General features: G+C 45.4%; 20 protein-coding genes. 3 read left to right on the top strand and 17 right to left on the bottom strand.

Annotation, left to right across the window (positions count from 1 at the left end; genetic code table 11):
* Window positions 1–23: 23 nt before the first annotated feature.
* The 7 genes from AC3WU2_RS19465 to AC3WU2_RS19435 form a co-directional block, all read right to left on the bottom strand.
* On the bottom strand, window positions 24–1,955 hold the full coding sequence (locus AC3WU2_RS19465; protein WP_492456728.1) for an alpha-galactosidase: 1,932 nt from the start codon (window positions 1,953–1,955) through the stop codon (window positions 24–26).
* A gap of 152 nt (window positions 1,956–2,107) precedes the next feature.
* Entirely contained in the window at window positions 2,108–3,730 is a 1,623-nt protein-coding gene (locus AC3WU2_RS19460) for an extracellular solute-binding protein (RefSeq protein WP_492456727.1), read from the bottom strand.
* A gap of 57 nt (window positions 3,731–3,787) precedes the next feature.
* Entirely contained in the window at window positions 3,788–4,660 is an 873-nt protein-coding gene (locus tag AC3WU2_RS19455) for a carbohydrate ABC transporter permease (protein ID WP_492456726.1), read from the bottom strand.
* The gene (locus AC3WU2_RS19450) at window positions 4,654–5,625 is read right to left on the bottom strand and encodes an ABC transporter permease (RefSeq protein ID WP_492456725.1); all 972 of its coding nucleotides are present in this window, start codon (window positions 5,623–5,625) and stop codon (window positions 4,654–4,656) included. Before AC3WU2_RS19450 ends, AC3WU2_RS19455 begins: the two co-directional genes overlap by 7 nt.
* Before the next feature lie 99 nt (window positions 5,626–5,724).
* Window positions 5,725–7,392, bottom strand: coding sequence for a sensor histidine kinase (locus AC3WU2_RS19445; RefSeq protein WP_492456724.1), 1,668 nt, complete (start codon window positions 7,390–7,392; stop codon window positions 5,725–5,727).
* A complete protein-coding gene (locus AC3WU2_RS19440; RefSeq protein ID WP_492456723.1) occupies window positions 7,389–8,939 on the bottom strand; it encodes a response regulator transcription factor in 1,551 nt (516 codons plus the stop codon). The genes AC3WU2_RS19445 and AC3WU2_RS19440 overlap by 4 nt, the downstream gene beginning before the upstream one ends.
* Before the next feature lie 134 nt (window positions 8,940–9,073).
* Complete coding sequence (locus AC3WU2_RS19435) at window positions 9,074–10,834, bottom strand: ABC transporter ATP-binding protein (protein WP_492456722.1); 1,761 nt, start codon at window positions 10,832–10,834, stop codon at window positions 9,074–9,076.
* A 177-nt stretch (window positions 10,835–11,011) separates the two neighbouring features.
* Between AC3WU2_RS19435 and AC3WU2_RS19430 the strand changes: the two genes are divergently transcribed.
* Both AC3WU2_RS19430 and AC3WU2_RS19425 read left to right on the top strand, forming a co-directional pair.
* On the top strand, window positions 11,012–11,497 hold the full coding sequence (locus AC3WU2_RS19430; RefSeq protein ID WP_492456721.1) for a PCYCGC motif-containing (lipo)protein: 486 nt from the start codon (window positions 11,012–11,014) through the stop codon (window positions 11,495–11,497).
* A 33-nt stretch (window positions 11,498–11,530) separates the two neighbouring features.
* Window positions 11,531–12,076 (top strand): glutathione peroxidase, encoded by a 546-nt coding sequence (locus AC3WU2_RS19425; protein WP_492456720.1) that lies wholly within the window; start codon window positions 11,531–11,533, stop codon window positions 12,074–12,076.
* 55 nt (window positions 12,077–12,131) lie between these two features.
* Here the strand turns inward: AC3WU2_RS19425 and AC3WU2_RS19420 are convergent, their stop codons facing one another.
* On the bottom strand, window positions 12,132–13,151 hold the full coding sequence (locus AC3WU2_RS19420) for a phosphotransferase (RefSeq protein WP_492456719.1): 1,020 nt from the start codon (window positions 13,149–13,151) through the stop codon (window positions 12,132–12,134).
* Window positions 13,152–13,174: 23 nt separating this feature from the next.
* Window positions 13,175–14,176 (bottom strand): LLM class flavin-dependent oxidoreductase, encoded by a 1,002-nt coding sequence (locus AC3WU2_RS19415; protein WP_492456718.1) that lies wholly within the window; start codon window positions 14,174–14,176, stop codon window positions 13,175–13,177.
* A gap of 247 nt (window positions 14,177–14,423) precedes the next feature.
* On the opposite strand from AC3WU2_RS19415, the gene AC3WU2_RS19410 reads away from it, so the two are divergent.
* A complete protein-coding gene (locus AC3WU2_RS19410; RefSeq protein ID WP_492456717.1) occupies window positions 14,424–14,783 on the top strand; it encodes a helix-turn-helix domain-containing protein in 360 nt (119 codons plus the stop codon).
* Here AC3WU2_RS19410 and AC3WU2_RS19405 read toward each other — a convergent pair.
* The 8 genes from AC3WU2_RS19405 to AC3WU2_RS19370 form a co-directional block, all read right to left on the bottom strand.
* Window positions 14,780–15,451: a hypothetical protein gene (locus AC3WU2_RS19405; protein ID WP_492456716.1), complete on the bottom strand. Its 672-nt coding sequence runs from the start codon at window positions 15,449–15,451 to the stop codon at window positions 14,780–14,782. The two genes, AC3WU2_RS19410 and AC3WU2_RS19405, sit on opposite strands and share 4 nt — an antisense overlap.
* Before the next feature lie 243 nt (window positions 15,452–15,694).
* Complete coding sequence (locus AC3WU2_RS19400) at window positions 15,695–17,989, bottom strand: hypothetical protein (RefSeq protein ID WP_492456715.1); 2,295 nt, start codon at window positions 17,987–17,989, stop codon at window positions 15,695–15,697.
* Window positions 17,990–18,018: 29 nt separating this feature from the next.
* Window positions 18,019–19,353 (bottom strand): UDP-glucose dehydrogenase family protein, encoded by a 1,335-nt coding sequence (locus tag AC3WU2_RS19395; RefSeq protein ID WP_492456714.1) that lies wholly within the window; start codon window positions 19,351–19,353, stop codon window positions 18,019–18,021.
* 34 nt (window positions 19,354–19,387) lie between these two features.
* A complete protein-coding gene (locus tag AC3WU2_RS19390; protein ID WP_492456781.1) occupies window positions 19,388–20,755 on the bottom strand; it encodes a sugar phosphate nucleotidyltransferase in 1,368 nt (455 codons plus the stop codon).
* A gap of 75 nt (window positions 20,756–20,830) precedes the next feature.
* Window positions 20,831–21,841 carry a polysaccharide pyruvyl transferase family protein gene (locus AC3WU2_RS19385; protein WP_492456713.1) on the bottom strand — a complete coding sequence of 337 codons (1,011 nt, stop codon included), beginning with the start codon at window positions 21,839–21,841 and terminating at the stop codon, window positions 20,831–20,833.
* Window position 21,842: 1 nt separating this feature from the next.
* Window positions 21,843–23,195, bottom strand: a complete 1,353-nt coding sequence (locus AC3WU2_RS19380; RefSeq protein WP_492456780.1) for an oligosaccharide flippase family protein — start codon at window positions 23,193–23,195, stop codon at window positions 21,843–21,845.
* Window positions 23,196–23,204: 9 nt separating this feature from the next.
* Window positions 23,205–24,110, bottom strand: a complete 906-nt coding sequence (locus tag AC3WU2_RS19375) for a glycosyltransferase (RefSeq protein ID WP_492456712.1) — start codon at window positions 24,108–24,110, stop codon at window positions 23,205–23,207.
* Between the two features lie 3 nt (window positions 24,111–24,113).
* On the bottom strand, window positions 24,114–25,145 hold the full coding sequence (locus tag AC3WU2_RS19370) for a glycosyltransferase family 4 protein (RefSeq protein ID WP_492456711.1): 1,032 nt from the start codon (window positions 25,143–25,145) through the stop codon (window positions 24,114–24,116).
* Window positions 25,146–25,196: the final 51 nt, after the last annotated feature.

The raw sequence follows: 25,196 nt of genomic DNA, 5'->3' as shown, positions 1-25,196 counted from the left end.
CCATCACTTTATAATTTGAAATATTAAAGTCTCAAAGAATCTTCCCTTTTCACTTCCAGAATGGCAATCTCATAGGGTTGAAGTGTCAACGTGACGGTGCCATGGCCGCGCGAATCCAGTTGTATCGCTCCGATGGTATCGATGTGTGCCGACTCGCTGCCAGCAAATCCTGCATATTTCAGCGGCAACTCCAGCATGATGCTTTTCTCTGCATCAACTGGATTAAAGACAACTATAACAGCGGGAATTTCCGCTTCTGTCGATACATGCATGACCGCATCCGGTTCATAACCGTTCGGCCGTGCCAAATGGACCATTTCTCCCGCCAGTGTTTGTCGATACTTTTTATAGAATGAAATCCATTTATCGAATATTTGCTTCGTATTTCCCCCAAAATACGTATTTCTTCCGTACAATACACCGCTATGCCCATACCCGAACATCCCGCCAATCGCATGGTCGTAAGTAGCCGGGTTTTCTTCTGACGGCTCGATGCTGTGACCGTGGTACAATTCCAGATTACAAGACGTCCAGGTCGCACAGGCCGGATCTTTGTATCGCGAATCATATACGAATGCCCGCGTTTGTGTGACAAGACGCATGCCGCCCATCACATTCTGATCTTCTTCGCGATAGCCGCCTGGCCGTTGGCACAAGCCAAGGAACATGGACTGCATTTCCTGCGGTGCGGTGATCATTTTATTGCGTTCCGTAACTTCCTTGAAAAAGCGCTTTTCCCACATCCAGTTCATAAACTCAACACTTTCTGGATTGGCATGATGATGATCGGTCGCCAGACACGGAAGTCCATGATAAGGACCATCAATGGCAAGACCATCAAATCCGATGTGATCCAGCAGATGGAGCAGCTTTTCTCGAATATACCCGCCCCATGGCGACTGATAGCACATATTGCCCAGCCCTTCCGGTGAATAGCGAAGGCCGTCGGGTCCTAAATACTGCCAATCCGGATGTGTCTTGCAAACCTCGGTAGAATGCCAGGCGATCGTCGTCGAGCAGTACGGGAGAACTGTTAATTGCTTGCTGTGGTAATAATCGACCAACTTCTTCATATCTTCATACCCATTCGGGAATAGATCCGGCCGCGGGATGTAGTCTCCCGTATTGGTGAACAGCTGTCCTACGAATAACTCGACCGATTCGAAACCGTCCTCGGCCGACTTGTCGGCCATTGCTAGCAGTTCTTCGTACGAATTGCACGAATTCACGATCCGCTTGATTTGCGGCGTTGTAATCCAAGGCGCAATTTTTTTGTACAGTCGATGCAGGATGATGGAAGCTTCGTCTTTATTGCCCGATGTAACCGCTTCGTAGCACTTGAACGTTTCAAAGTGCTGTCCTGGTAATAGCTCCATACCGATCGGCTTCGGAAATTCGAATCGGGAGAACGGAACGTAATAATCGTCCTCCTTCTGAATGTTCCAGTAATAATCGCTGAATACGGACAGTTCGATTTTCCCTTCGAACAATCTAACAATATCAACGGTTACATTATCAACGACAATAGGTGACGATGACGTATTATGCACGTGTACAGTTTTGGTTAGCAAAGGCAGATCGTCGGCAATTTCATACTCGATAACAAGTTCAACGTGCGGTATTCCCTCATGACGCCCCGCGCAGGTCAAACGCAGCGTATCACCAAAACTGCCTCTATCCTGCTCGACTTTGGTAACGGAAAAAGCCCCTTCTCTGTCCCAATTCAACCGGTGCTTCCACGGTCCGGCTTCATAGGTTTGGCCACCAATGCTCACAGCCGCTTCATAAGGGAGATTCGACTCAAAGGAAAAGACAGGGTACCAAAAATCACCCCTCTGTTCGCCGTTCGGACGAATATGATAGAGGGTTGTCGCCAAACCTGCGGAAATATCGATTTCTCGATGAATGAAATCATTCCGGATAACAATTTTATGGTCTTGAATGGATATGCTCACAATTCGCTGCTCCTCTCAAATGGATACTAAACCGTATTTTTACATCAACACAAAAAACAGAAAAAGATCGGCTGTACTCTTGCGGCCTTCGAATGAAGGCCGCCCGATCTTTTCTCTGCAAGTTCGAGAGCTCACTAAAATCCATGTTCGCCTTATTGTTGGTTTAACTTTTCAAAAGCCTGCTGGGCTTCTTCCATGACCTTATCGCCGCCCATTTTGTTCCACTCCGCCACGTAGTTGTCAAACTCGCTGATCGGTTTTTTGCCAATAATCATATCGAGGAACGTTTGCATCGTCAGTTTATCCAGTCTTTCCTTATAATCATTGTAGATAGGTCTATCAATCGGCCCAAGAATATCGAATTTCCCTGTGCCTAATTCCATCAACTTACTCCGCAGCGGCAGCATGGATTTATCCTTTGTATTAAATGAAGCCAACTCCTCGTTGTAATCATCATTCCATCCACCCGGAACAGAATAAGCGCCGCCGAAGCCGTATTTCCACTGTTCTTTTTGATCGTCATACGGCTTAATGTATTCGAATCCCCCATCCGCTGTTTTCTTGAATGTTTTCCCTTCTTCGCCATAGGTTAGCGCGATTTTGGATTCCACTTCAAAGGAAGTGAATTCGAACACCTGAAGGTATTTGATCATCTTGTCGTGGTCTTTCTCCAATTGTTTGCCGAACATGATATCGACGCCGAACAGCGCATTTCCCTGCTGCATACCGTAATCACCATTCGGTCCTTTCGGTCCCGGAATCATGGCAAAGCTTGCATTCGGGTTCACCTTGTGCAGTCCCGCATAGATGTCATTGCAGCAGAATACGCCATCCTGAGCGAGCCCGAACCAATAAGTCGCGACTGCTCCGGATTTTTCTTGAACCAATTTATCCTGTACGTTATTTCCTTTATTCACGATAAATTCAGGATCAATCAATCCTTCTTTATACCAACGATTTAATACCGTTAAGGCTTCTTTCGCCCCAGGCAAAATCTCGCCGCGTACGACCTTGCCGTTATCTTCCGTAAAGGCTCCAGGGTAAACGCCGTACGCCCCAAATAGGAAGCTGAACAAATCTCCGATAGTGCCGGCTGTTCCCGTAATTCCGTACGTATCCTGTTTGCTGTTTCCATCCGGATCGTCATTCCTGAATTTCTTCAACGCTTCCTCCATCTCATCCAGTGTCTCCGGCGTTTTGGTGATCCCGACTTTCTTAAGCCAATCTTCGCGGAACCCTACAACGCCACCATGAGGAGCCAAATCCCATATCCCAGGCAATCCGTAAATTTTACCGTCTCTGCGTAAATATTTGAACGGATCATCTCCTAGTACTTTATGCAAGAATGCCAAGTATTTAGGTGCATACTTTTCCAGATCCTCCATTTTAATTTCAGCAACGACGTCTTGTTTGATCAGCTTGTCGTATTCCTGGAAGCTAAGGCTCTTCCACCAATCAGGGATGTCGCCGGATGCGATCGCTAGGTTCAGCTTTTCTTTGGATGTATCGGAAGAAGCAACATAAAACTCGGCGTCAAAATCGAATTTTTTCTTAAGAAAGTTCATGAAATAACCGTCTATTTTGGTTTGTTCGGGGTAATATGTCCAGAATTTCAACTTCGTTTTCTCTGTACTTGCTTTTTGTCCGTCTGCCGACTGGGCGGTTGGTTGATCCTTCGGTTTATCCGAATCTGAACTTGTGCCACATCCGCTCATCATCGTAGCCAACATCATGAAGCAGATGAGTGCGGTTAACCCAAACTTCTTTTTGGTCATTTGTAAACCCTCTCCCTTTTAACATTTTATAATCTATTACAAGGTTCACATGTTCGGTCAACCTTTAATAGCACCCACCATAATGCCTTTTACGAAGTATTTCTGAATAAAAGGATAGACAACAAGCATCGGAAGGATCGATAACATGATGACGGTGGCCTGAAGCTGCATTCCCGAATATGGATTTTTTTCTTGCAGTTTCGCTAAAATGTCAGTAAATTGAGTGGGGTTGTTCTGGATAATAATTCTTCGAAGCACTAGTTGCAGCATCTCTTTATTCGTATCGTTCGTATAGATCAAGGCGTCGAACCAGGCATTCCAATGCCCGACTCCCACCCACAGCGCTTCCGTGGCAATAATAGGCATGGACAACGGAAGAATGATTCTCACAAAAATTCTCAAAAATCCAGCACCATCCACCATCGCCGATTCTTCTAAGCTTTCTGGTAGCGACCGGAAGAAGTTGCGCATAATAATCACGTTGAACGTGCTGATCATACCTGGAACGACAAGCGCCCATATGGTGTTATACATCCCAAGATATTTGATTAATAGATAGTTAGGAATTAAGCCGCCTCCGATTATAAATTGGATCAGCATAAATCGCGTAACCCATTTATTAAGCGGCAAATCTTTTTTGGACAATGGATAAGCGGTGATCGCAGTTGCCAGAATGCTAATCAACACGCCGAGGCAGGTCCGAAGGATCGTATTTTTATAACCGACCCATAAGGCATCAAAATCAAATGCAAGCTTGTAGCTGTCAAAGGAAATCGAACTTGGAAAGAGTTTAAATGTACTGTGGGCGGCATCTCCACCATCCAACGAGATGATCACTTGCGTCCAGAACGGATACAACGTGATGATCATTACGCCTGTCATGAACGCATACAGCAATATATCTGCGATTTTATCCCCATACCTTACCATAATGTATAATCACCGCCTCCCATCCTTCTCGCCAGTCCATTCGCCGTCAACATCAAGATGAGACCTATCGCCGATTTGAACAAGCCTACCGCTGTGGCATAACCATAGTCCATATCGACCAAACCTTTTCTGTACACATACGTGTCGATAATATCGGCGACATCATATACTTGCGGGTTGTACATGTTGAATATTTGGTCGAAGCCGGCATCAAGAATTCCTGACATCGACAAGACGAGCATAATGCTGATGACCGGCATGAGCAGCGGAATCGTAATATACATCATTCGCTTCATTCGACCTGCGCCGTCAACGACAGCAGCCTCGTGCAAATGTGGGTCGATGCCCGAAATTGCGGCAAAATAAATGATCGAGCTCCAGCCGAAACTTGCTAAGATTGACGATATAACAAGAATAGATCGAAAATATCCGGTATCCGCCATAAACAAAATAGGATCGACGCCGAAAAGGCCAAGAATTGCGTTGATCGGCCCTTCCATTGATAAGATACTCATGAAAATGCCGCCCAAAATAATCCATGAAATAAAATGAGGCAGGTATGAAGCTGTCTGGACAAACTTCTTAAATTTCATGTTTTTGATTTCGCTGAGCAGCAGCGCGAAAATGATCGGAATGGGGAATCCCCACAGCATGCGGTACAAGCTGATCAGCACCGTGTTTTTAAGCACCTGATAGAAGTACGGATCTTGAAACGCTTTCTCAAAGTTCGCGAAGCCCACCCATGGACTCCCGAAGAAGCCTTTCGTAATTTGAAAATCCTCAAAAGCAATCAATAGACCGTAAATCGGTACGTAATTGAAAATGATAACGTACAATACGGCAGGAATCATCATGATTAACAATACCCGGTATTTTTTGAACGCATAACGTTTGGATTTGGCGTCCCTGGTTTTTGACCGTATATTCCATTCAGGTTGCCCGCCCAACACTGTCGTTTTGCTCACCCTTCTGTCACCTTCCTTCATTTTATGAATGCGCATTCATTTCTTATGGAAAGTATAACATTGGGGTTTATTGGCATCATTATCAGTTATTTGACTTCCTTATCGATTTTCTGACCAATCCAACTGTGTTGAGTCTTGTTCGGTTTGCGGGATGGTGATCGTCATCGTTGTTCCTATCCCCGATAGACTCTGAACGGTTAGACCGTAACCTGTCCCGAAAAACAGCTCGATTCTTTCTTGCACATTTCTGAGACCATAGCCTCCAGAGCGAAATGCCATCATTTTGCGGACCTGCTCCTCATCCATACCCGGTCCGTTATCCATGATGGAAAACTGTACGGTACCTTGTCCAAGCGAAGCCGAAATCGTGATGGTCCCTCTCCCTTCTGCCTTCTTATGTACGCCATGTTTGATCGCATTTTCCACAAGCGGCTGAAGAATCATGTTGATCGTGTACAATGGATAGACATCGTCGTCGATCTCATAGATGACATCGAAAAGATAATCATTGGTAATAAGCATAATGTCCAAATACGATTTCACATTCTCCAATTCATTCCTGACGGTCGTATTGTTATCTCCTTTGTTGAGCGCCGTACGATAGTATTTAGACAGCGACGTTACAATATGGCTTATTTCATAGGATCTGGTCTGCAGCGCTTTCCAATTGACGGATGAAAGGGTATTGTATAAAAAATGCGGGTTCATCTGCGCTTGCAGTCTGTGCAGTTCCTTCCGGCGCACTTCCTGGATCAGCTCTTTGATGCGAGATAACATATTGGCAAAACGGTTTATCAGCTCGCCGATTTCGTCATTGGACGAATGTTGAATGTTCAGTTCAAGCCCGCCGTTCTCCACCCGTTTCATCCAATAGTTCAATTGGTAGATGCGCCGCAGCATCCCATTGGCGAACAGCGAAATGATGATCAGCATAATACCGATACAAATGCCGATCACGATAAAGGTTGCATACAATATAGGCGCAGGGTTTCCCGATACTTGATTCATCGGTACATAATAATGGATCGTCCAGTTCGTATTCGGAATTTTCTTCTGGATACCCATCAGATGGGTCCCGTTGGTCTCGTGTGCATTCGTGAATAGCGGAGTGCCATTGGAATCCGAAATGATAAGGCCGTAATCGCTCAGCAGATTTACAGAATCCATCAACAAGCTTTCCATACTCATGCGAATGAATAATACATGGTGGCCCGATGTGAAGGTTTCCGGAAATTTGCATACCGCATAAGCGGCATTTAGTGATTCGTCATAATACCAACGGATGCCGAATTTGCTCACCGCAGCGTTATACCAGCTTTGATCGGCTACCCTTGTAGCTGAACGCAAGTAATCACCATACTCCGGAAGCTGACTCTCGGTATATATGGTTAACTTATCGATTCCATGATAGGTTGATAGCATCATACTGAAATAGGGGTCCAAAAACTCTTTTAATTGATTGGCCAACGTGGATAAATCGGCCGCCTCGCCATTCGAAGCCGACACGATTTTTTGTATCGTGCGATTGGCGACAATCAGGTGAATCAAATTGTCGTATAAATCCATTTTATACGCGATGCTGTTCACGGCCGTACTAATGTTTCGCTCGATCCCCTGCTTCGCTTGATCATTAAGCAACTCCCTCGATTGACCGTATGAATATACGCCAAGAACCATCATCGGAATGATCGTTACGATGAGATACGATATAAACAGCTTTTGCTTAAATCTGAACCGTGCGAAGATCCTATTCGGTTTTTTCATCATAGGCCATGTTCTTCTCTGTACTGGGATGGCGTTTTCCCGTAACTATTTTTGAATAAAGAGGAGAAATAAGCAAAGTTGGGATATCCGACCTCCTTGCCAATATCCGTTATTTTCTTGTTCGTCGTCAGGAGAAGTTCACCCGCCTTTTCCAGTCGGATCGATGTGATATGTTTTATGATGCTTTTCCCCTTATACTTCTTGAATAACCGACTCAAATAACCCGGACTCAAATACACTTGTCTTGCAATGCTCTCCACCGTGATTTCACTGCTGTACTCCCGGTCGATGAGTTGTACGATGTCTTCAATCACTCGGCTAAGCAATTCTTGGGGCTTTTCAACGCTCATTACCAAATCTTGAGCGATCGACTGCATCACCTTCAACAGTTCAAGAAGCGAAGCAGCATGATATATCCTTTCCAGACCCATCATGTATCCGCTTACATTTTTCGGTGTCTGACGACCAAGTATCGACTTCAATAGATCGGTACACACAAATTTTACGTAATTTTCCGAGACGGTTTTCCCGCCTTGAAGCAGCTCGATCAAAAAAGCGATTTTACTGCTATCCACCTCGATTTCCTTTAACCATGACATCATTTCAATAAGAACGTTACGCGTATATAGTGAAACATCCCGGTCTCCCGCAATGACTTCCCCCGTGTAGAGCACCGCCCCTTGTTTCATAAAAAACTTATTTGCGAGTATGGTTTCCATTAGATTATATTCGCTGCTGATTTGCCCGAGATTTTCGATAAGTCCACTAGTGACAATGGTGACGTCTATGCTGTAATTTTCCTTGAACAATCCAACCAGTAACGTTCCCATCTGTATAATATCTGCTTCGGTTTCTTCCGGTTTGCCTTCGTACAATAGAACGCTCTGTACTTCATTCAAGTTCACGAAATCGGCTTTCCCAGCGGTTAACTCCGTCAGCACAACTTCCGCATCCAGATCGATCATGTCAAAAAAACGACTTCCGGTATGTATCATCACCATCCGTAAATAACGGTACCCACTAAAGTGGATAACCGTACCCGTAGTCTCGTTATCTTCTTCCGCGGTCATGCCCCTTCCTTGAATGAGATCGTATAGAAATTTTTGTTTCTCGTAGCGGATTCCTTTCCAATAAACTTCCTGGATTCTTTCATTCTTCATTTTTTCTTGCTGATCTTCGTCACACATCTGTATCACGTTCGACACAACGCGCATAAACTCGCCGATCTCCACGGGCTTTAGTATATAATGAATCGCTTTCAAATCGATTGCTTTCTGGGCATATTCGAACTCCCCGTAGGCGCTCATAAAAATGATTTTGGTGTGCGGAGACAACGCCTTGACTTGATGCGCAAGCTGCAGCCCGTCGAGCTCTCTCATTCGTATATCTGTAAGCAAAATATCGATAGGGTTGCCGTCACGGATGTACGCAAGTGCCGCTTCCCCGCAATCCGCTTCAGAGATTTCAAGATCCCAATTAAACTGCTTCGTCAAAAATTTGACCCCTTCCCTCTCGGAACGGTCGTCGTCGACAACTAATATTTTATACATCGGCATCCACCCTTTCCTGCATCATCAAGTTCGATCGTAGCATATATTTCCAGCACCCATCAATTATAATTTTATACATAAAGAAGATGACTCCTGTATAGTACAGAAACCATCTTCTTCAGCGTGCCCGCTATTTACACAGCTTGATCTTGAAGCCGCAGCTGCTGGGTGGCAAACTCATTGTACATCGGATGAGACACCAGCAACGACTCGTGTGTTCCAATGCCGGTGACTGCGCCTTTCTCAATAAATACGATCTGATCTGCATCCACGACGGTGGAGAGACGATGCGCGATAACAAGTGTCGTACGGCCTTGCATCAAGTTATTCAGCGCTTCTTGTACGACGATCTCGGACTTGCTGTCTAAACTTGAGGTGGCTTCATCCAACATCAAAATCTGAGGATCCCGGAGCAAGGCTCTTGCAATCGCAATCCGCTGTCGTTGCCCGCCGGAGAGCTTCACGCCGCGTTCGCCGACTTCCGTATCGTAACCATTCGGCAGGCCATCGATGAACTGATCTGCGTAAGCCATCGCAGCAGCATGCTTCAGCTCTTGCTCCGTCACGTCGCGATCTACCCCATAGCAGATATTATCCCGGATCGTGCCTGCAATGAGCGGACTCTCTTGCGAGACATAACCAATTTGCCTCCGCCAAGATTGAAGCGAAAAATTCTCAATCGCACGATTGCCTAATGTAATCGATCCCGATAATGGCTTGTAGAATCGTTCGACGAGTGAGAATAAGGTCGTCTTCCCACCGCCACTAGGTCCCACGATCGCTGTCACTTGACCCGGTTCGATCGTGAAATTCACTTTGCGCAGCACCGCTTCTTCTTCACTATAGCCAAATGCAACATCCTTCAATGTGATCGGCTGGTTCGGGTTCGTGAGCCGTTCACCCGTTGCATGGTCTTCCTCATCCGCTTCAAGTGTAGCAACGATACGTTCCGTCGCACCAATCGCCTTCTGGAATTGCGTAAAAAATTGTGTCAACTGCGTCATCGGAATAACGATTTGGAATAGATAGAGAATGAATGCAACGAGCTCCCCTGCTGTTAAGGCACCCGATGAGACACGCATCCCGCCATATCCTATAATAACGACAAGCAATAACATCATAACGAAAGAGACAAGCGGTGAGATTAAGGCTTGCACCTTGCCTTCTTTCAATCCATAACGGAACAGGTTCGTAATCCCTTGGCTTCCCGTCTCATATTCACGCGCCTCCGAATTGGAGGATTTCACAAGTCGAATCTCCGACAAGACCTGACTCAGCACCGAGGTGAATGATGCTGTCTCATCTTGTAATCCGCGAGAGATCTTCACCATTTGCTTGCCGAGCGGCACGAGTATCAAGACGCATAATGGAATGATTAACAGCATAATGAGCGTCATTTGCCAATCAAGATAGATCAATACAGCAAGTGAACCAATCACCGAGATGATCCCGCCGAAGAAGCCTGTCAGATGCTCTGCGATCAAGCCTTTGACAACGCCCGTGTCATTCGTCATCCGACTAATCGTCTCGCCCGTGCGGTTGTTATCATAATAGGAGACCGGAAGAACAAGCAGCTTCTTCCATAATCGATCTCGCAAATTCGCGACAATACGTTGCCCCACATAGTTGAGCATATAAATCGATACGCCCCCTGCGATCGTCTGTGCGATGAACGCAACAACAAGTCCCACAATTTGCCATGTGCTCAGCGAAGATACGGAGAAGCTATCCACCAGCGTCTTCGTGAACATCGGGATGACTAACCCGACGAGTGTTGAAATAACACTAAGTCCCAAGGCGACCGTAAGCATCCATACCGATGGTTTAGTCTGCCGAATCAAAGCGAGAAATTGCCGCCAGTCCCCATTTTTCTGTGTCCCTCGTACGTCCTCCATATGTTCCAGCTCCTTCATTTCTAATCCTCTATGTTCTATGGTGATAACAATACATGACGAATGTAAACAGAATTTAAACAGTGATCATCTACCGATATTTGTCTTATGAAGATCGAAATTTCGGTGCGAATCGTGATATAATCCATGTGAATTGATTCTTATAAAGGAGTGAAATGATTGATATCCGCCTTAACACGAATGACAGCCGGTCTCACACTTGCACTTATGATTCTACTCGCGGGATGCTCCAGCAAGACCGCAGAACATGAACAGCACCAACTAGCAAATGGAGATTTGCAGGAAACGACTTCCTCCCTTACCACGCTGCCAACCTTTCTCGATCAAGCATCAGACACCATCCGGTCGGCATACATAACGGCTTCAACAGTAAAGGATACACTTCCATATATGCCTTGCTACTGTGGGTGTGCGGACAGCGCAGATCACAAGAGCAATCTAAACTGCTTCATTCACGAAGTCAAGGAAGACGGTTCCGTCGTCTGGGACGATCATGGCACAAGATGCGGCGTGTGTATTGAAATCGCGACAACAACAGCTAAATTGAAGGAAAAAGGAATCTCCGACCAGGACATTCGTGCATACATCGATCAGACTTATGCCGAAGGTTACGCAGCACCAACACCAACACCGATGCCATCCTAAGCGATCCACAAAATATAAGGAGGATTAACGTACATGACCATCAATAACTATGCATTAGAGACCATTAAAGGTGAGGAAGCTAACCTATCTGATTACCAAGGTAAAGTCCTTGTCATCGTTAACACAGCGAGTAAATGTGGGTTCACCTCGCAATATGAAGGGCTTCAGAACCTGTATGCAGCATACCAATCACAAGGACTTGAAGTTCTCGGTTTCCCGTGCAATCAATTCGGTGGACAAGAGCCAGGAGATAACAATGAAGTGGATTCATTCTGCCAGATCAATTACGGCGTGAACTTCCCCCTCTTTGCCAAAATCGATGTGAAAGGCGCTAACGCACATCCGCTGTTCCAACAATTGACGGAAGAGGCACCGTTCGCTGGATTTAATCTGGACGAACCGGCTGGCGCCCGCTTCCATTCGATGTTCGAGAATAATATGCCTGAAGAGTTAAAATCCAATGATATCAAATGGAACTTCACGAAATTTTTAATCGACCGTGAAGGCTATGTCATCAAGCGGTATGAATCTTATGAAACGCCGCAAAGTATGAAGGAAGATATTGAAAAATTACTATAATTAAAAAAAAAAAAAGACGCGCTCGATCTTACTCGAATGCGTCTTCTTTTTCCTATTATATAACCACACGATTGTTGCTCACCTGTCTGTAGATTTGAAGAATCTGCTCTTCCTCCTGCCTAAGCGTCCGTAGACCGTTCGATACGTCTCGGATCTGTTCGCTTAATATCTCAGACGAATCAACACCATCCAGATACCTTCCTAGAAAATGGATAAATACATCCAGCTTACGAAGACGGATCAATAACGGAATCGCTTCAATCTCTTCGTCGGTAAGTGAGACGATCGAGTCATAACCACGTATAAAATCTTCTACGAGCGGCCAATCAGGCGACTCTGACAAATAACCAGACAAGACTACGGCAGGTTCAATCGCTCTCAAATCCCATGTGCAGAATTCGAAATCAAGCACCGCAACCACTTGTTCAGGATCCGTCTTGGATACTAACAGGTTAGAATGATTGATATCTCCATGCACGAGTTGATGTGGTAGCTTACGTAGATGCGTCAGGTTCGCATGGAACATCGTGAATTCTCCGTAGATCAAGACCAACTCGCAGGATTGATGCCAAAACGCTTCCGGCGGAGACAAGCAGAACGCTGCGATCCGTTCCTCTGTACACGTAGGATGTGCAGCTTCAAGCTCATAATAAGGCGGATATGCCGTTGCACGCGAGACCTGAACACGAGCTAATGCACGGGACAACATCCCCGTTGCCACGCCAATAGAATGAGCTATCTTTGGGTGCTTCCGACTTGGCCTTACTCCGTCGATGTAACGGAACATGCATGCATATCGATCCGTGCCATCTGCTAACATGGTATAGGTATGACCATCAACTGTCCGCAGCGGATGTGGAACTCCACAGGGCAATTGCTGTTCAGCAAGCGCTAATAAGACTTCATGCTCGAATTGGATTTTACCGAGGTCTCGATGCGTCTCATAAATACGTAGGACCGTGGTTCCCTCTGCTGTAACGACAAAGCGTGTCGTATTATTCCAGCCGCTCTCCCCGGATACCAATTGCCACGATGCATAAGGCATATATTTCGATATAATATGGTTGAATGGCATTTCCATTCTCCTCCATGAACCGTTTATAGATTGAATGCTTCCGCAATCAATTGATAAGAACGCACTCGCGCGTCAAAATCGTGAATTGGTGAAGCTATCATAATATCTTGCGTCTGAAATCGTTCACTAATCGCTAGAATCTCTTCCTTCACTTGTTTCGGCGTCCCTACAATTCGACGCTGACGCCCTTGATGAATTCGTGCAACATCATAGTCTGAATAAGGGAAATTCAACGCTGTCTGTACCGACGGGAATGCGGGTAGCTCCATCCCTTTCTCCAATTGCAAGAAGAACAAATTCGTACTTGCCGCCAGTTTCTGGGCCTCCATCTCATCTTCCGCACAAATTGCTAGAACACAGACAAGCGGTTTCGGTTCTGCATACAGCGTGGATGGCGTGAAATGGTCTCGATACAATTTCATCGCCATCTCGCCACCTGGCACACCGAAGAATTGCGCGTATGCGAACGGCAACCCTTGCTGGGCTGCAATTCTCGCACTACCATCACTTGAGCCGAGGAGCCACAGTTCTGGGGCAGTTGATAGGATCGGAGCGGCAATAAGCTTCTCAAACGAATGACCAGACGGCATCGCATCATGAAGATACCCGTTCAAATCTGCAATCTGCTGTGGATAGCCGTCAATCCCAGAATACGCGCCATTCTGCAGCGCTCGTGTCGCAAGAGGCATTCCGCCTGGGGCTCTTCCAAGACCTAGATCGATCCGTCCTGGATAGAGGGCTTCCAGCAACCGAAAATTTTCAGCAACTTTATAGGCACTATAGTGTGATAACATCACACCGCCAGACCCAACACGAATCTTGGAAGTTGCCGATGCGATATGTGCAATGAGTACCTCAGGACTGGAGGACGCTAGCGCTCTTGTACCATGGTGCTCTGATACCCAATACCTGGAATATCCTAATTTCTCAGCCTCTTGCGATAATCTCGTTGTATCTCGCAAAGTATCTGCGGCTGTTTGATTTTCACCAATATGTGAATGATCAAGTACCCCTAATGTAATCATTATGTTCACCTCTCAATCTAGTGTATCTCATCTCTATACCCGATTCAAATCATGAAGGAAGCAGCATAACAGCTCCCCCTGACTACAAGGAGAGCTGCGTTATTCGCAAAAACTTAAATATTTTACGAGCTTCATTGTGCACACGACTAGGGAACATGCTATAATAGAGGTTGCGTCTAATTGATGGGGATACATAAGTATCTCACTTAACGAAAGTGGATTCGTATGAATAAGAGGGGGCCTGGGGATGTTCGCGAAACGACTTAAACAATTGCGTAAACAAAGAAAATTGACCATGCAAGAAGTAGCCGATTTCGTAGGCGTTGCAAAGAGTACCTATGCAGGGTATGAATCGGGATATCGCCAGCCAACGTTAGAATCCATCCATACATTATCCCGGAAACTTCGAACTACTTCGGATTACCTTCTTGGGCTTACGGATTATCCAGAGCCACCGGAAGAACTAAATCATAATGCAAAAGAATATTTAAATTACAAACAACTTCATTGGGATGGGATTCCTTTGGAAAAGGACGATCTGGATCTCATTCGGATATTGCTCGAACGTGTGATCCGCGATCGCAACTTACCAAAGGACGACAATTAACTTACCCCCACCATTAATTTTTGCAACTTCTCTCTCGATTCATCTTGAAGTTTCACGATTAACGCGTTATACGTTAGTGTCCACTCATCAATAATACTCGCAGACACAGAGTCCTTTTCTGCTGATTGGATTAGATCTAGATAGTTCCTTTCACATGCAGATTGGGCATTAGACACTTCTACCGTTATCTTGTCTTGCCATGCTTGAACCTCGGTGGGATTTGTCTTATCCAGCTTCGAGAAACTCGTTTCCGCTCCTTCTAAGATGACATCCATATCTTTCATACATTTCGCCTTCAGCTTTAGCAATTCTTGTTCATATTTAGATTCCTTAGACGCTATTGTCTCCGACTGAGAACTTGAATTGGAGTTCTTGTCCGTGCTGTTAGATTTGTTAGACGGCTGCTTAGGTGTATCTGACTTCGCTTTACTTGGCTCATTCGATTTCGTCACAGGTCCTTTTGTCAGCTTGGCTGCTCCCGGCTGCTCCGTTTCGATTACATTCTTGACCGCTTTTGACTGCTCCGTCTTTATTTCCTGCTTGGCCGCTTCCGGCTGCTTAACACCGTCTGATACTTGTTGTTCACCTGCTTGGCCATTCGCAACCGGTGTGGTCTTTCCATCCTCTGAACCGATTGGTGGTAATGCGTCAAGCTCATCCCAATTCATCACGTACTCTTCCTTCGGATCATTAAGCGCTATCTTTGTAGACTCCTTCCAGTACAGTCCTCCCCATACGAATATCAATATGATCGTTATAGAGGATAGAATAACTATAGGAATATTCTGTTTTTGAATGCGACGGCGTCTTTTTTTTCGTATCCGTTGTTGTCCCATCGTTATGTTAACACCACTTTCTTATGAAATATGGAATAGGCCAACCCTCCTTCTTCAAGGAGGGTTGGCTCATAATTAGAATTTCATTAAACGATCGATGATCAAATCAATCATCTGATTAACCTGTTTTTTCACCTTATTGATGGCCTCGTTCTTTATCCCTTTAGGACCTTCTACTTTGTTAATCTGCTCGAAGCTATCATTTCCAGCTTGAATCACTTCTAGAATGAATTGCACCTTTTCCGAATCTGTTGCGGCGGCGTCGAATCTCTTTTTAATATCCGCTAACTTACTTTCGAATGACTTCAGAATATTTTGGATCAACACTTTTGGATCATTCGCCGCATCTTCGTTGATAAGTGTGATCTCTTTCTCAAAGATAACCTGCGAGCTACCCCCTAAGAAATTATCTAGCGATGCTTGAATAACCGCTGTTTCTGTCGCAACTTTCTTGGAAATGGTTACTTTACCATTCGAGTCTACCTTAACATCCTTGCTTCCTGATACTTTCTTCCACTTCAGACTAGAGGAAGGCAGTTCTACGCCTTGGACAGTCAAACCATATTGATGCTGACGTCCGCGATCAGAAATCTTAACCGTCGATTCCGTCTCGGAACGAATAAAGGCTGCACTCATTGCTTTAATGGCTGCCTCATCATGTTTAAGCTTGTCCTTCCACCCAAGTATCATGGAAGCTGTATCTGTCGGTCTGACACCCAGATTAGTCAATGCCTTGCTTAGCGCATACCCCTTCGTATCATTGAGTACTTTGGCCAATGCTGTACTTTGAATGATGGCTAGCGTATTTTTGCTGCTTAATACCTTGGCTAACTCTTTTGAACTCATCGAAGCTAGCGTGTTACGTACGATTGCTTCTACGCCACCATTACCTTTGCCATCACCGAACATCATGATGAGGATATCGTCGACGTTAATCGTCGGAACTCCAGCAACTTTCCCGATCGTCTTCAGCGCTGACCGATACTCTGGGTTCGCTCGAATCGACGCCAGCTGAGACGCTTCGACATCAAATGGAAGTGCTCCGACTTCTTGAATCATTTTGAGCAAAGTTCTCTTCAGCGCTGCTTGATCGACGGAATTTGGAAGTTTTTTCGCTATCGGTTTCCAGATCGGATCAATCAAGGCTTGGTTCTTCGCTAAATCAAGTCCCATCATCTCATCTAGCAGCTTCTGAACGCTCTTCACATCCGCAGAGCCACCTGCGATTAGCGCATTTCGAATCTTTTCCAGTCGTTTCAGGTATTCCTCCACCGGGAACACATTTTCTTCCGAAACGGAAGTATCTGTCAGTGTCACTTCTTTCTCGAAGATCACTTTGGCAGGTCCTCCATTTGGACTGACAAGCTTCGCTTGGATTACGGCGGATCCGCTCGGAACCCCTTCAGGTATCCTGACGATCCCGCTAGATAACACCGACACATGCTCGCTACCTGATACCTTCGTCCATTTCAATACAAAAGAAGGAATATCCACGCCAAACAATTTCAAACGATATACATGCTGACGACCATTCTCACTAATCTCTGCTGATGCCTGTGTGGATGAACGGATATAAGCAAAGCTTAACGCTTGCAGTGCGGCTTCATCATTCTTAAGTTGGGCCTGAAGGTTCATTACCAACGTTCTAATATCTTGCGATGAAATATCCAATTTCTTGAGAACTGAACTGACTTTATAGTCATCTGGTTGATTGAGCTGTCTATCCATCGCTTGTAGCACAATCTCCGTTATCCCTTTACTATTGCCTATTAATTGGATCAATTGAATTATTGACATTTTTCCAAGTGTGTTACTAACTTTTCCTTCCAAGCCCTCGCGACTTCCACCGTCCCCGAATAGGAAAACGAGAATATCATCCATTCTGAGGTTCTCGGCATGAGCAGCGGATGCGATCAGCTTCAGCGTCTCCCGAAACTCAGGATTGGTCCGAAGTGCCTCGATATCTGATATCGATTGTATCGAACCGACCGCCTGGATAAGACGGAATAGACTTTCTTTCAGTTCCTTCTGATCGATATGAGCAGGCAGCTTAGCAATCACTTTTTTCCAGATCGGATCTACCAGTTGCTTATTCGCTATCCAATCAAACTGGACCAGCTCATCCCGCAAGCTCATGACAGCCTGTACTTCTTGTGGACCTCCAGCTGCAAGGGCAGCTTGCCACTTTCTTATTTGCTCATACAGGGACGCCGACAAAGGCGATACATCCGCAGCATTCACCGTTTGAATCAAGTTCAATTTTTCTGCGAAACCTTTCTGACTAAGTGGTATTCCTCCGAGCGTAGCAGCAAGCATAGATAGAGCAATGGTAGACACGGTCACTTTCTTCGTCAACGTCAACTTATTCAAGATTTCAACCCCTTACTAGATATTTGAAATTACAATGCAGGCATTGGTTCTTTAACACCTTGGTTGAGATTAGGACGACCTACGGAGTAATAGATGAAATCCGTCCCTAACAAATCCTCCTCATTAAACACATTGCGGCCATCGATGAGAATCGGCTGTTTCAATACGTTCTGCAATTGAACCAGATCAACCGATGCGAATTCATCCCACTCCGTTAATAAGCACAGCGCATCCGCATCTTGAGCCGTTTCTAGCGCTTGCGACCCCCATTCAACGCCATACTTACCGAATAGAGCTTGGAAGCTATCCATCGCAATTGGATCGTAGGCTTTTACCTTCACACCATGATCAACCAAGTGCTGAATGATTTCTAAAGCCGGTGAATCGCGTACGTCGTCTGTGTTTGGTTTAAAGGCTAACCCCCATACAGCAACCGTCTTCCCTCTCAACTCGCCATGAAATATGGTCTCAAGCTTACGAATGACATTAAATCGCTGATCCTGATTCACTTCGACAACAGAGCGCAGCAATTTGAACTCGTAATCAACATGACCCGCAATTTGAATGAGCGCGCTGGTATCTTTCGGGAAACAGGATCCTCCATACCCAATTCCTGCCTTCAAGAACGACGGTCCGATCCGTTTATCATGGCCCATCCCTTCCGCAACCTTGGTCACGTCCGCACCGACCTTCTCACATATGTTCGCAATTTCGTTAATAAACGATATTTTCGTAGCTAGAAATGCATTGGACGCGTATTTTATCATTTCGGCACTACGAATATCCGTTACAACGATTTGCTCCGTCAACGGCTTGTGAAGCTGCGTCATCATATCGGCAGCGCTCTGGCAATCAGCTCCTACCACGATCCGGTCTGGGTGCAGCGTATCCTCAATCGCAGATCCCTCTCGCAAGAATTCTGGTAGCGAGATGCTATCAAAATCGCAACTCGAGCGTGACCGTATTAACTCTGCAACCCTCTCATTCGTTCCGACAGGCACCGTGCTTTTCACAGCGATGATTTTATAACCATTCATCGCTTCTGCGATTTCAAGTGCGACTTGATCAATAAAAGCAAGGTTCGCTTCGCCGCTTGGCAGCGGAGGCGTTCCAACCGCGATGATGATCACGTCCGATTGCCTAACCGCATGTGCTAAATCTCCCGTAAAAGATAACTTCTCTGCTGCGCGATTGGCTGCAGCCAACTCCTTCAATCCCGGCTCATAAATCGGGATATCCCCTGCGTTCAACATCTCAATCTTGCGTGGATCCTTATCCACGCAGATGACCTGATTGCCGATCTCCGCATAACAAACGCCTGAGACAAGCCCTACATACCCGGTTCCGATCACCGTAATGTTCATTCTTAACACTCCTTCATTGGATTCGTATCACGCACTAGGTGCACAGTTGTTTAATTTCATTCCAATCAAAGGCGAGCCTCACAATATCCTCTTCGATAAGCTCCGTCCCGGTCTGTACCTCGATGATTTCCATTTCCGATTCTGCTCGCAGACTATGTCTACTGTCTTTGGAAATGACTAAGACATCGCCAGACTTCACCAAGAAATGCTTGCCATCGAGAACCATCTCGCCCGAACCTGCAATGACCGTCCATACCTCGTCCCGAAGCAAGTGGTATTGATAACTTAAATTCTGGCCCGCTGAGACACAGATGCGTTTGGTCAGCACCTCTTTTCCATCGGGATACTTCAAATAATCAAGTACGCGGTAACGCCCCCAGCGCCGCTCTTCATACATCGGCCGCTGATCTGAATGTTTCATGACTTCTTTAATCATTGGACTTGCGGCCTTGTCCGAGACTAGAATGCCATCCGGACTTGCTGCTACGACAACGTTGGATACGTTAAGCAGCGTAATTGGTATGTCAAGTTCATTGATGACATGGGTATTATGAATTTCTCCACTAAGGATTCCTTTACCGATAAGAGAGCTCTCAATCTCTTCCGTCAGCGTGTTCCACGTACCTAGATCCTTCCACTCTCCCTGATAAGGTAGCGCGACGATATGATTCGCTTTCTCTACGATTTCGTAGTCAAAGCTATTCTTCGGAAGCCTTCCGTACTGCTTCGTCATCTCTTCGTATTGGATCGGATAGCCATTCTCGATCAGTATATTAATGAGGAAATCCAGCTTAAAAGCAAAAACACCGCAGTTCCAAAGCGCAGCCTGCTCAATCATGGCTATCGCTTCTTCCTCGCGGGGTTTCTCTCGAAAACTTTGAACGGTTATGTATGGCTCTTCAGCATGCGTACCGATATTTGGGACGATATAGCCATATTTCTCTGATGGATATGTTGGTGTCACGCCCATGAGCGCCAAATCCGCACCCGATTCGTTAAGAACCTGATCGAGCTCCTTCGTCTTATGGAAGAACGACTCCTCCACATACGGATCAACAGGCATAACAACGATGGTCTCATTTAGACTAACGCCTTGCACTGAGTATAGATATGTAGCTGCCAAAGCGATCGCAGGAAAGGTATCCCTTCTCTCCGGCTCAACGATGACTTCGATCTCATTGCCAAGTTGGCAGTGAATCATTTCAACTTGAGATTTACTCGTGGCGATATAGGCATGATCGCGAAGTCCAGCTCTAGAAATCTGCCCCCATACGCGCTGCACCATCGATTCTCGCTCACCATCCTCATTTCCCAGGACCTTCAAAAATTGCTTGGAGCGTGATTCATTCGATAACGGCCAAAGGCGTTTACCTGATCCCCCGGATAGAAGAACAATTTTCATCATGATTCCTCCTAAAATTTTTGTGTAACAAAAATTCACTTCGTAAGCATATGCCTATTTTTGTGGAACAAAAATTCACTTTGAAAGACTCAGCTTCGTTTTATTAAGCATTGCTTCCTCATGCAGTCTCGCAATTTTGTGGGTTTGCACGGCAAGTTGTGCGGTTTCGATTTCGCTGGTCCACGTATGATAGTAGTTAGAGTTTTTACCGTATGAGTTATCGAGCAGCATATTGGGCTTGTCCATCAAGCAAGCTAGGATATGACCATGGAGCCTTGATGTCTGTATGTTCTGATAATCACTAAAGCGCTTAACAGCTTTGTTCACCAAGTAATCGCTATACTTGTCCCAGATTGCATACATCGGTAACGGTCCGCTACCTTTTTTCATTGCGCTCGCGATCATTTTGATCGATTTTCTCTCCACGCGGTTGTATAAGGAAGCCCAGTCTAAGAAATCTCCCTTGCCATCCGATTCGAACTGCAACTGATCCTTCGTTTTCTCGATATCGGTACGGAAGAAGCATAGTTGTTCTTTACTCGGGCTGCTTGTTGGGCGAATAGGCCACAGTTGATGTGCCATATCAGGGGATAAATAGACTCTGCACCCGTGAAATTTCTGAACTGCCTTCTCATAGGTCAGTGTATCCCTTACGAAGAGATGTACATCTCCATGTTGATTAAACAACTCCGCCGTCCGATCGTATTCCGATTCTTCTTTAAAAAAGATCGTCTGCGGCAGCAATACAATCCGATTGTCCGCATATTCAGCAACGATTTTCTCACGCAATTTCTGATGTACGGGATACAAATCTCCAAAGTTTCCACCGCCCTGAAGAACGATGATCTGATCCTTCGGAATCGTTAGCTTCTCGGGAAAATCAAGCACACTGTAGCGCGCTTGAACGTGAATCTTATGATCTCTAAAAAACGTCTCCGTGCCCTTCATGATCAACAAATCCCCGCCATTGTTATAGACAGGATAATCAATATAATAAATGCTTGATCTTGATGGGATGACACTCAAAATGAGTCTAAGCCGTTTTTTCAATGCGTCCATCGGATGGAAAGTCGGTTTCATTTGCATATCAGCGCGCTCCTTTACCTTTTGTTTTTTCTTTGATTCGGTCCATTAGAAAACGAAAATCGTTCTTGTCGAAAAGCATACCGCTTATCTTCACTTGAAAGACGATCCGCATCGATGCCATTGTCACCGCCAAACGAATGATAGCACCAATCAGTAAAGCAATCGCAATGCCGTTCAATCCGTATAATGGCGTAAACACGAAGAACAACCCGATCGTTACGGCCAGGGCAATAAGCTGACGGACTAATACCAGCCCTGGTCTTCCCATCGCATTAAATGAGGAGGCTAGAATCCATGAACCACCTCCGAGAATACATTCAATAGATAGAATGTAAAAGGCCCCACTAGCCTCTAGAAAAGGTGCACCGAACAATACACCCATGAGATATCGACCGATGAACATACATGGAACAACCACAATCGTCATCAAGAGCATCGAAAGCCGGAACGCCCGGCCAACCGTCGCAATAATCGCATCCTTATCCATACCAGTTACCTTCGGGAAAATCACGTTCGTGATAGCTGTCTGAACAACGTTGAATACACGTGATAGCGCATAGACAACGGTGTATAGTCCTAAGTCTCTTGCTGTTAACAAGGAAAGAATGATAATTTTATCAAATTGAGAATACAGCGTCCCCAGCAGCTCTACGCCAAATACTTTGCTACCGTAGCCGAACAATGTCTTAGCAGCCTGCAAATTTCCTAATCCCTTAAACCACTTAATTCGAAGCTCGTCTCGTACACTGTATAAAGCCCACAATATAACAAAAACACTGGTTACAAGAAATACCAGTGCAGCGGAATGTAGGCTTAAATTATTCATCGACCAGAGCGCCATAAGTCCTGCCAGATTCATTAATGGGAAAAATAATCGAATACCGTTGTATACGTTAAATTTCCCTGTGCTCTGTGCTAGTGCAGAAATCAAATTGACCGCTAGCAATATAGGAAGCATGAGTACCGTGTACCACCTGGCCGTCTGAATAACAGCCTCCGGATAATTTCCAAGCCATGCCGGCAGCCAGATCCAAGCGACGATACCAACAATGATGCTGACTGGGATCTGAAACAGGAATCCAGCCCTTACGAAATCAGCACCGTTACCTTTATTTTGCTTCAGGTTATAGATGAGAGACGTTGGAAGACCAAATCCGACAAGTCCTGCGAGCAGCGTCGGCCAGAACAGAATAGCCGAAAACTCTCCTTTGCCCACGACCCCGAACATACGAGCCGTTACAATGGACGTCAGCGTACTGATGATCATCACCAGAAGATTCGTTGCACTCGTACGAAGTATCGTTTGAAAGAGTCCGCTACCCTTCGATGTTTTATGCATGGTGAGCTCTGACATCACTTAACTTCAACCCCTACCGTTATATCGCAAAATACCTACGAGTGATCCGTTGCGGTAACATATTTTAACTACTTGCCTTATAAAAGTCTTGAAATGAAAGATCGAGAATAGCGAGGATAGAATCGCTTGGAACATACGAACCGTATGCTTCAGGACAGCGATGAAGCTTGTATCGTTTCGTTTCACCGCATCACTGACACCCTGCCAGAAAATCCGTTTCAAGAACCATTTCTTCGTCGTTCGTTCTTTAGCGATTTTGTGTTGTACCGGTGCGAATGGTGTATAGTACACCTTGTACCCCGTACGTAATCTAGCAATCAGCTCGCTTTCTTCGCTGGATAAGAGATTGGTTCCGACACGTCCCAAGTCCTCACGAAATAGCTTGAAATGAAGGAAGACGCTCAATCGAAAAGCAACATTCGCACCATATGGGATGGACGGAGCCGGCATCTCCTTCACTTCACTCGAATAATCGAGAATCGTGAATACCGATCGATGTTCCTCCGGAATCCAGTCTGGCTCCTTAGCTTCCCAGATCGGATCGATTCTACCTCCGACACATCCAATCGTCGGATCACTTTCAAATACTTCGACGATGTTTCGTACCCAGTCACTCGAAGCCAGCGCATCATCATCCAGAAAGAGTATGTATTTACCCCTTGCCTCACGAATAGCTCGATTCCGCGCAACCGATAATCCAAGTTTATCTTCAAATATATATCGTATCCTTGAACCGTGCTGTTTCCTTAAATCATTAACCACCTTGGCCGTATCATCTGTCGATCGATTATCGACCACGACAATTTCAATTTCCTCGCTAGCATAATTTTGACGCAAGACACTCTCAATCGCTTCTCCAGTATCCTTTGCTCGATTATGCGTGCAAATGGCTACCGTTACTGTGATCTTCATCGATCATCCACTTCCTTGATACACGTTTTTGATCTGCTTCGCAATGGTGCTCCATTCTAATTCCTCTAGTACTTCATCGTAATTTGGTGATATGTCCTTATTTTTCACATTCAAAGCCACTTTCATCGCGTTTTTCAGCCCGTTATCCTCTGCTGGGTCATATCGAACAACCATGTCTTCCTTGAAATATTCATCAATGAAGTCATTGTTAGGCATGACGATCAGCTTCTTAAACGACAGACCAAGGATGGCGGAGCCCGAAGTCGTAATCTCTTTGTAAGGCATGACCATCACATCAACCGCACTGATCAGATCAGCGATGGATTCATTTGGAATGAAACGTAAATCCAAAATGATATGATCCATATCTTGAACACGCTTCAGATACGTTTTCATTTCTTGATCAGCTTTGCCTGCGATGATAAGGTAACTGTTCTTCGACTTCACGGCATTAAAAGCTTCAATGAGATCCTCGACACCCTTATAGGCTTGAATGGCACCGAGAAATAAGTAGACATCGGCAACCTCAGGAATATCGTATTTTTCCCTGAAGTCCAGGCCATTCCGCTTATATACGCCCAAATAATGGCCATGTTTCACCACGAACAGCTTCTTCGCTGGAACATCAAATTCGGCAATCACTTTTCGCTTGATCGACTCCGAAGCTACAATCAATTTGCTGCAGAAACGGCAGATCAATCCGCGCATGAAACGCTCCATTCTGTGATGCTTCGCGTTATGTGGGTACAGATTATGAATCGTCCAGATCAACTGTATATTTCGCAGCTTCAAATAAATCAACGTCATCATAAATAGGAACGATTTCACAATAAACAACAGCGGATTTCGATTTTGGTAAGCATGGTGCATCCAGTGAATATGGACAATGTCACCTGGTTTCGCCTGGCCAACCTTTAAGAACAGCTTGCCATGCTTCAAATCCCTAATGTCTACTCCTGCACCACATAACGAATCTGTTAATAAATCATTATAGAAGTTCAACTCGCTCGATTTTGGCCACATCCATACTTTCATCGCAATACTCTCCCTAAACGACGTAACCTGCAGCAACTACGGCCCATTACC

The organism is Paenibacillus sp. EB106-05-06-XG162 (assembly GCF_058791655.1).
Note: the sequence above shows the minus strand (reverse complement) of the source record. Positions and strands in the feature narration are given on the sequence as shown.

What these genes read in the sequence shown, in the direction of transcription:
- AC3WU2_RS19455 (WP_492456726.1), bottom strand. Translation starts at nt 4,660, where the DNA reads ATGGTAAGGTATGGGGATAAAATCGCAGATATATTGCTGTATGCGTTC.
- AC3WU2_RS19405 (WP_492456716.1), bottom strand. Translation starts at nt 15,451, where the DNA reads ATGAATTGGGATGAGCTTGACGCATTACCACCAATCGGTTCAGAGGAT.
- AC3WU2_RS19375 (WP_492456712.1), bottom strand. Translation starts at nt 24,110, where the DNA reads ATGAAGATCACAGTAACGGTAGCCATTTGCACGCATAATCGAGCAAAG.
- AC3WU2_RS19415 (WP_492456718.1), bottom strand. Translation starts at nt 14,176, where the DNA reads ATGATTACATTAGGGGTACTTGATCATTCACATATTGGTGAAAATCAA.
- AC3WU2_RS19460 (WP_492456727.1), bottom strand. Translation starts at nt 3,730, where the DNA reads ATGACCAAAAAGAAGTTTGGGTTAACCGCACTCATCTGCTTCATGATG.
- AC3WU2_RS19395 (WP_492456714.1), bottom strand. Translation starts at nt 19,353, where the DNA reads ATGAACATTACGGTGATCGGAACCGGGTATGTAGGGCTTGTCTCAGGC.
- AC3WU2_RS19420 (WP_492456719.1), bottom strand. Translation starts at nt 13,151, where the DNA reads ATGCCATTCAACCATATTATATCGAAATATATGCCTTATGCATCGTGG.
- AC3WU2_RS19370 (WP_492456711.1), bottom strand. Translation starts at nt 25,145, where the DNA reads ATGAAAGTATGGATGTGGCCAAAATCGAGCGAGTTGAACTTCTATAAT.
- AC3WU2_RS19380 (WP_492456780.1), bottom strand. Translation starts at nt 23,195, where the DNA reads ATGTCAGAGCTCACCATGCATAAAACATCGAAGGGTAGCGGACTCTTT.
- AC3WU2_RS19425 (WP_492456720.1), top strand. Translation starts at nt 11,531, where the DNA reads ATGACCATCAATAACTATGCATTAGAGACCATTAAAGGTGAGGAAGCT.
- AC3WU2_RS19390 (WP_492456781.1), bottom strand. Translation starts at nt 20,755, where the DNA reads ATGAAAATTGTTCTTCTATCCGGGGGATCAGGTAAACGCCTTTGGCCG.
- AC3WU2_RS19445 (WP_492456724.1), bottom strand. Translation starts at nt 7,392, where the DNA reads ATGATGAAAAAACCGAATAGGATCTTCGCACGGTTCAGATTTAAGCAA.
- AC3WU2_RS19385 (WP_492456713.1), bottom strand. Translation starts at nt 21,841, where the DNA reads ATGCAAATGAAACCGACTTTCCATCCGATGGACGCATTGAAAAAACGG.
- AC3WU2_RS19440 (WP_492456723.1), bottom strand. Translation starts at nt 8,939, where the DNA reads ATGTATAAAATATTAGTTGTCGACGACGACCGTTCCGAGAGGGAAGGG.
- AC3WU2_RS19435 (WP_492456722.1), bottom strand. Translation starts at nt 10,834, where the DNA reads ATGGAGGACGTACGAGGGACACAGAAAAATGGGGACTGGCGGCAATTT.
- AC3WU2_RS19410 (WP_492456717.1), top strand. Translation starts at nt 14,424, where the DNA reads ATGTTCGCGAAACGACTTAAACAATTGCGTAAACAAAGAAAATTGACC.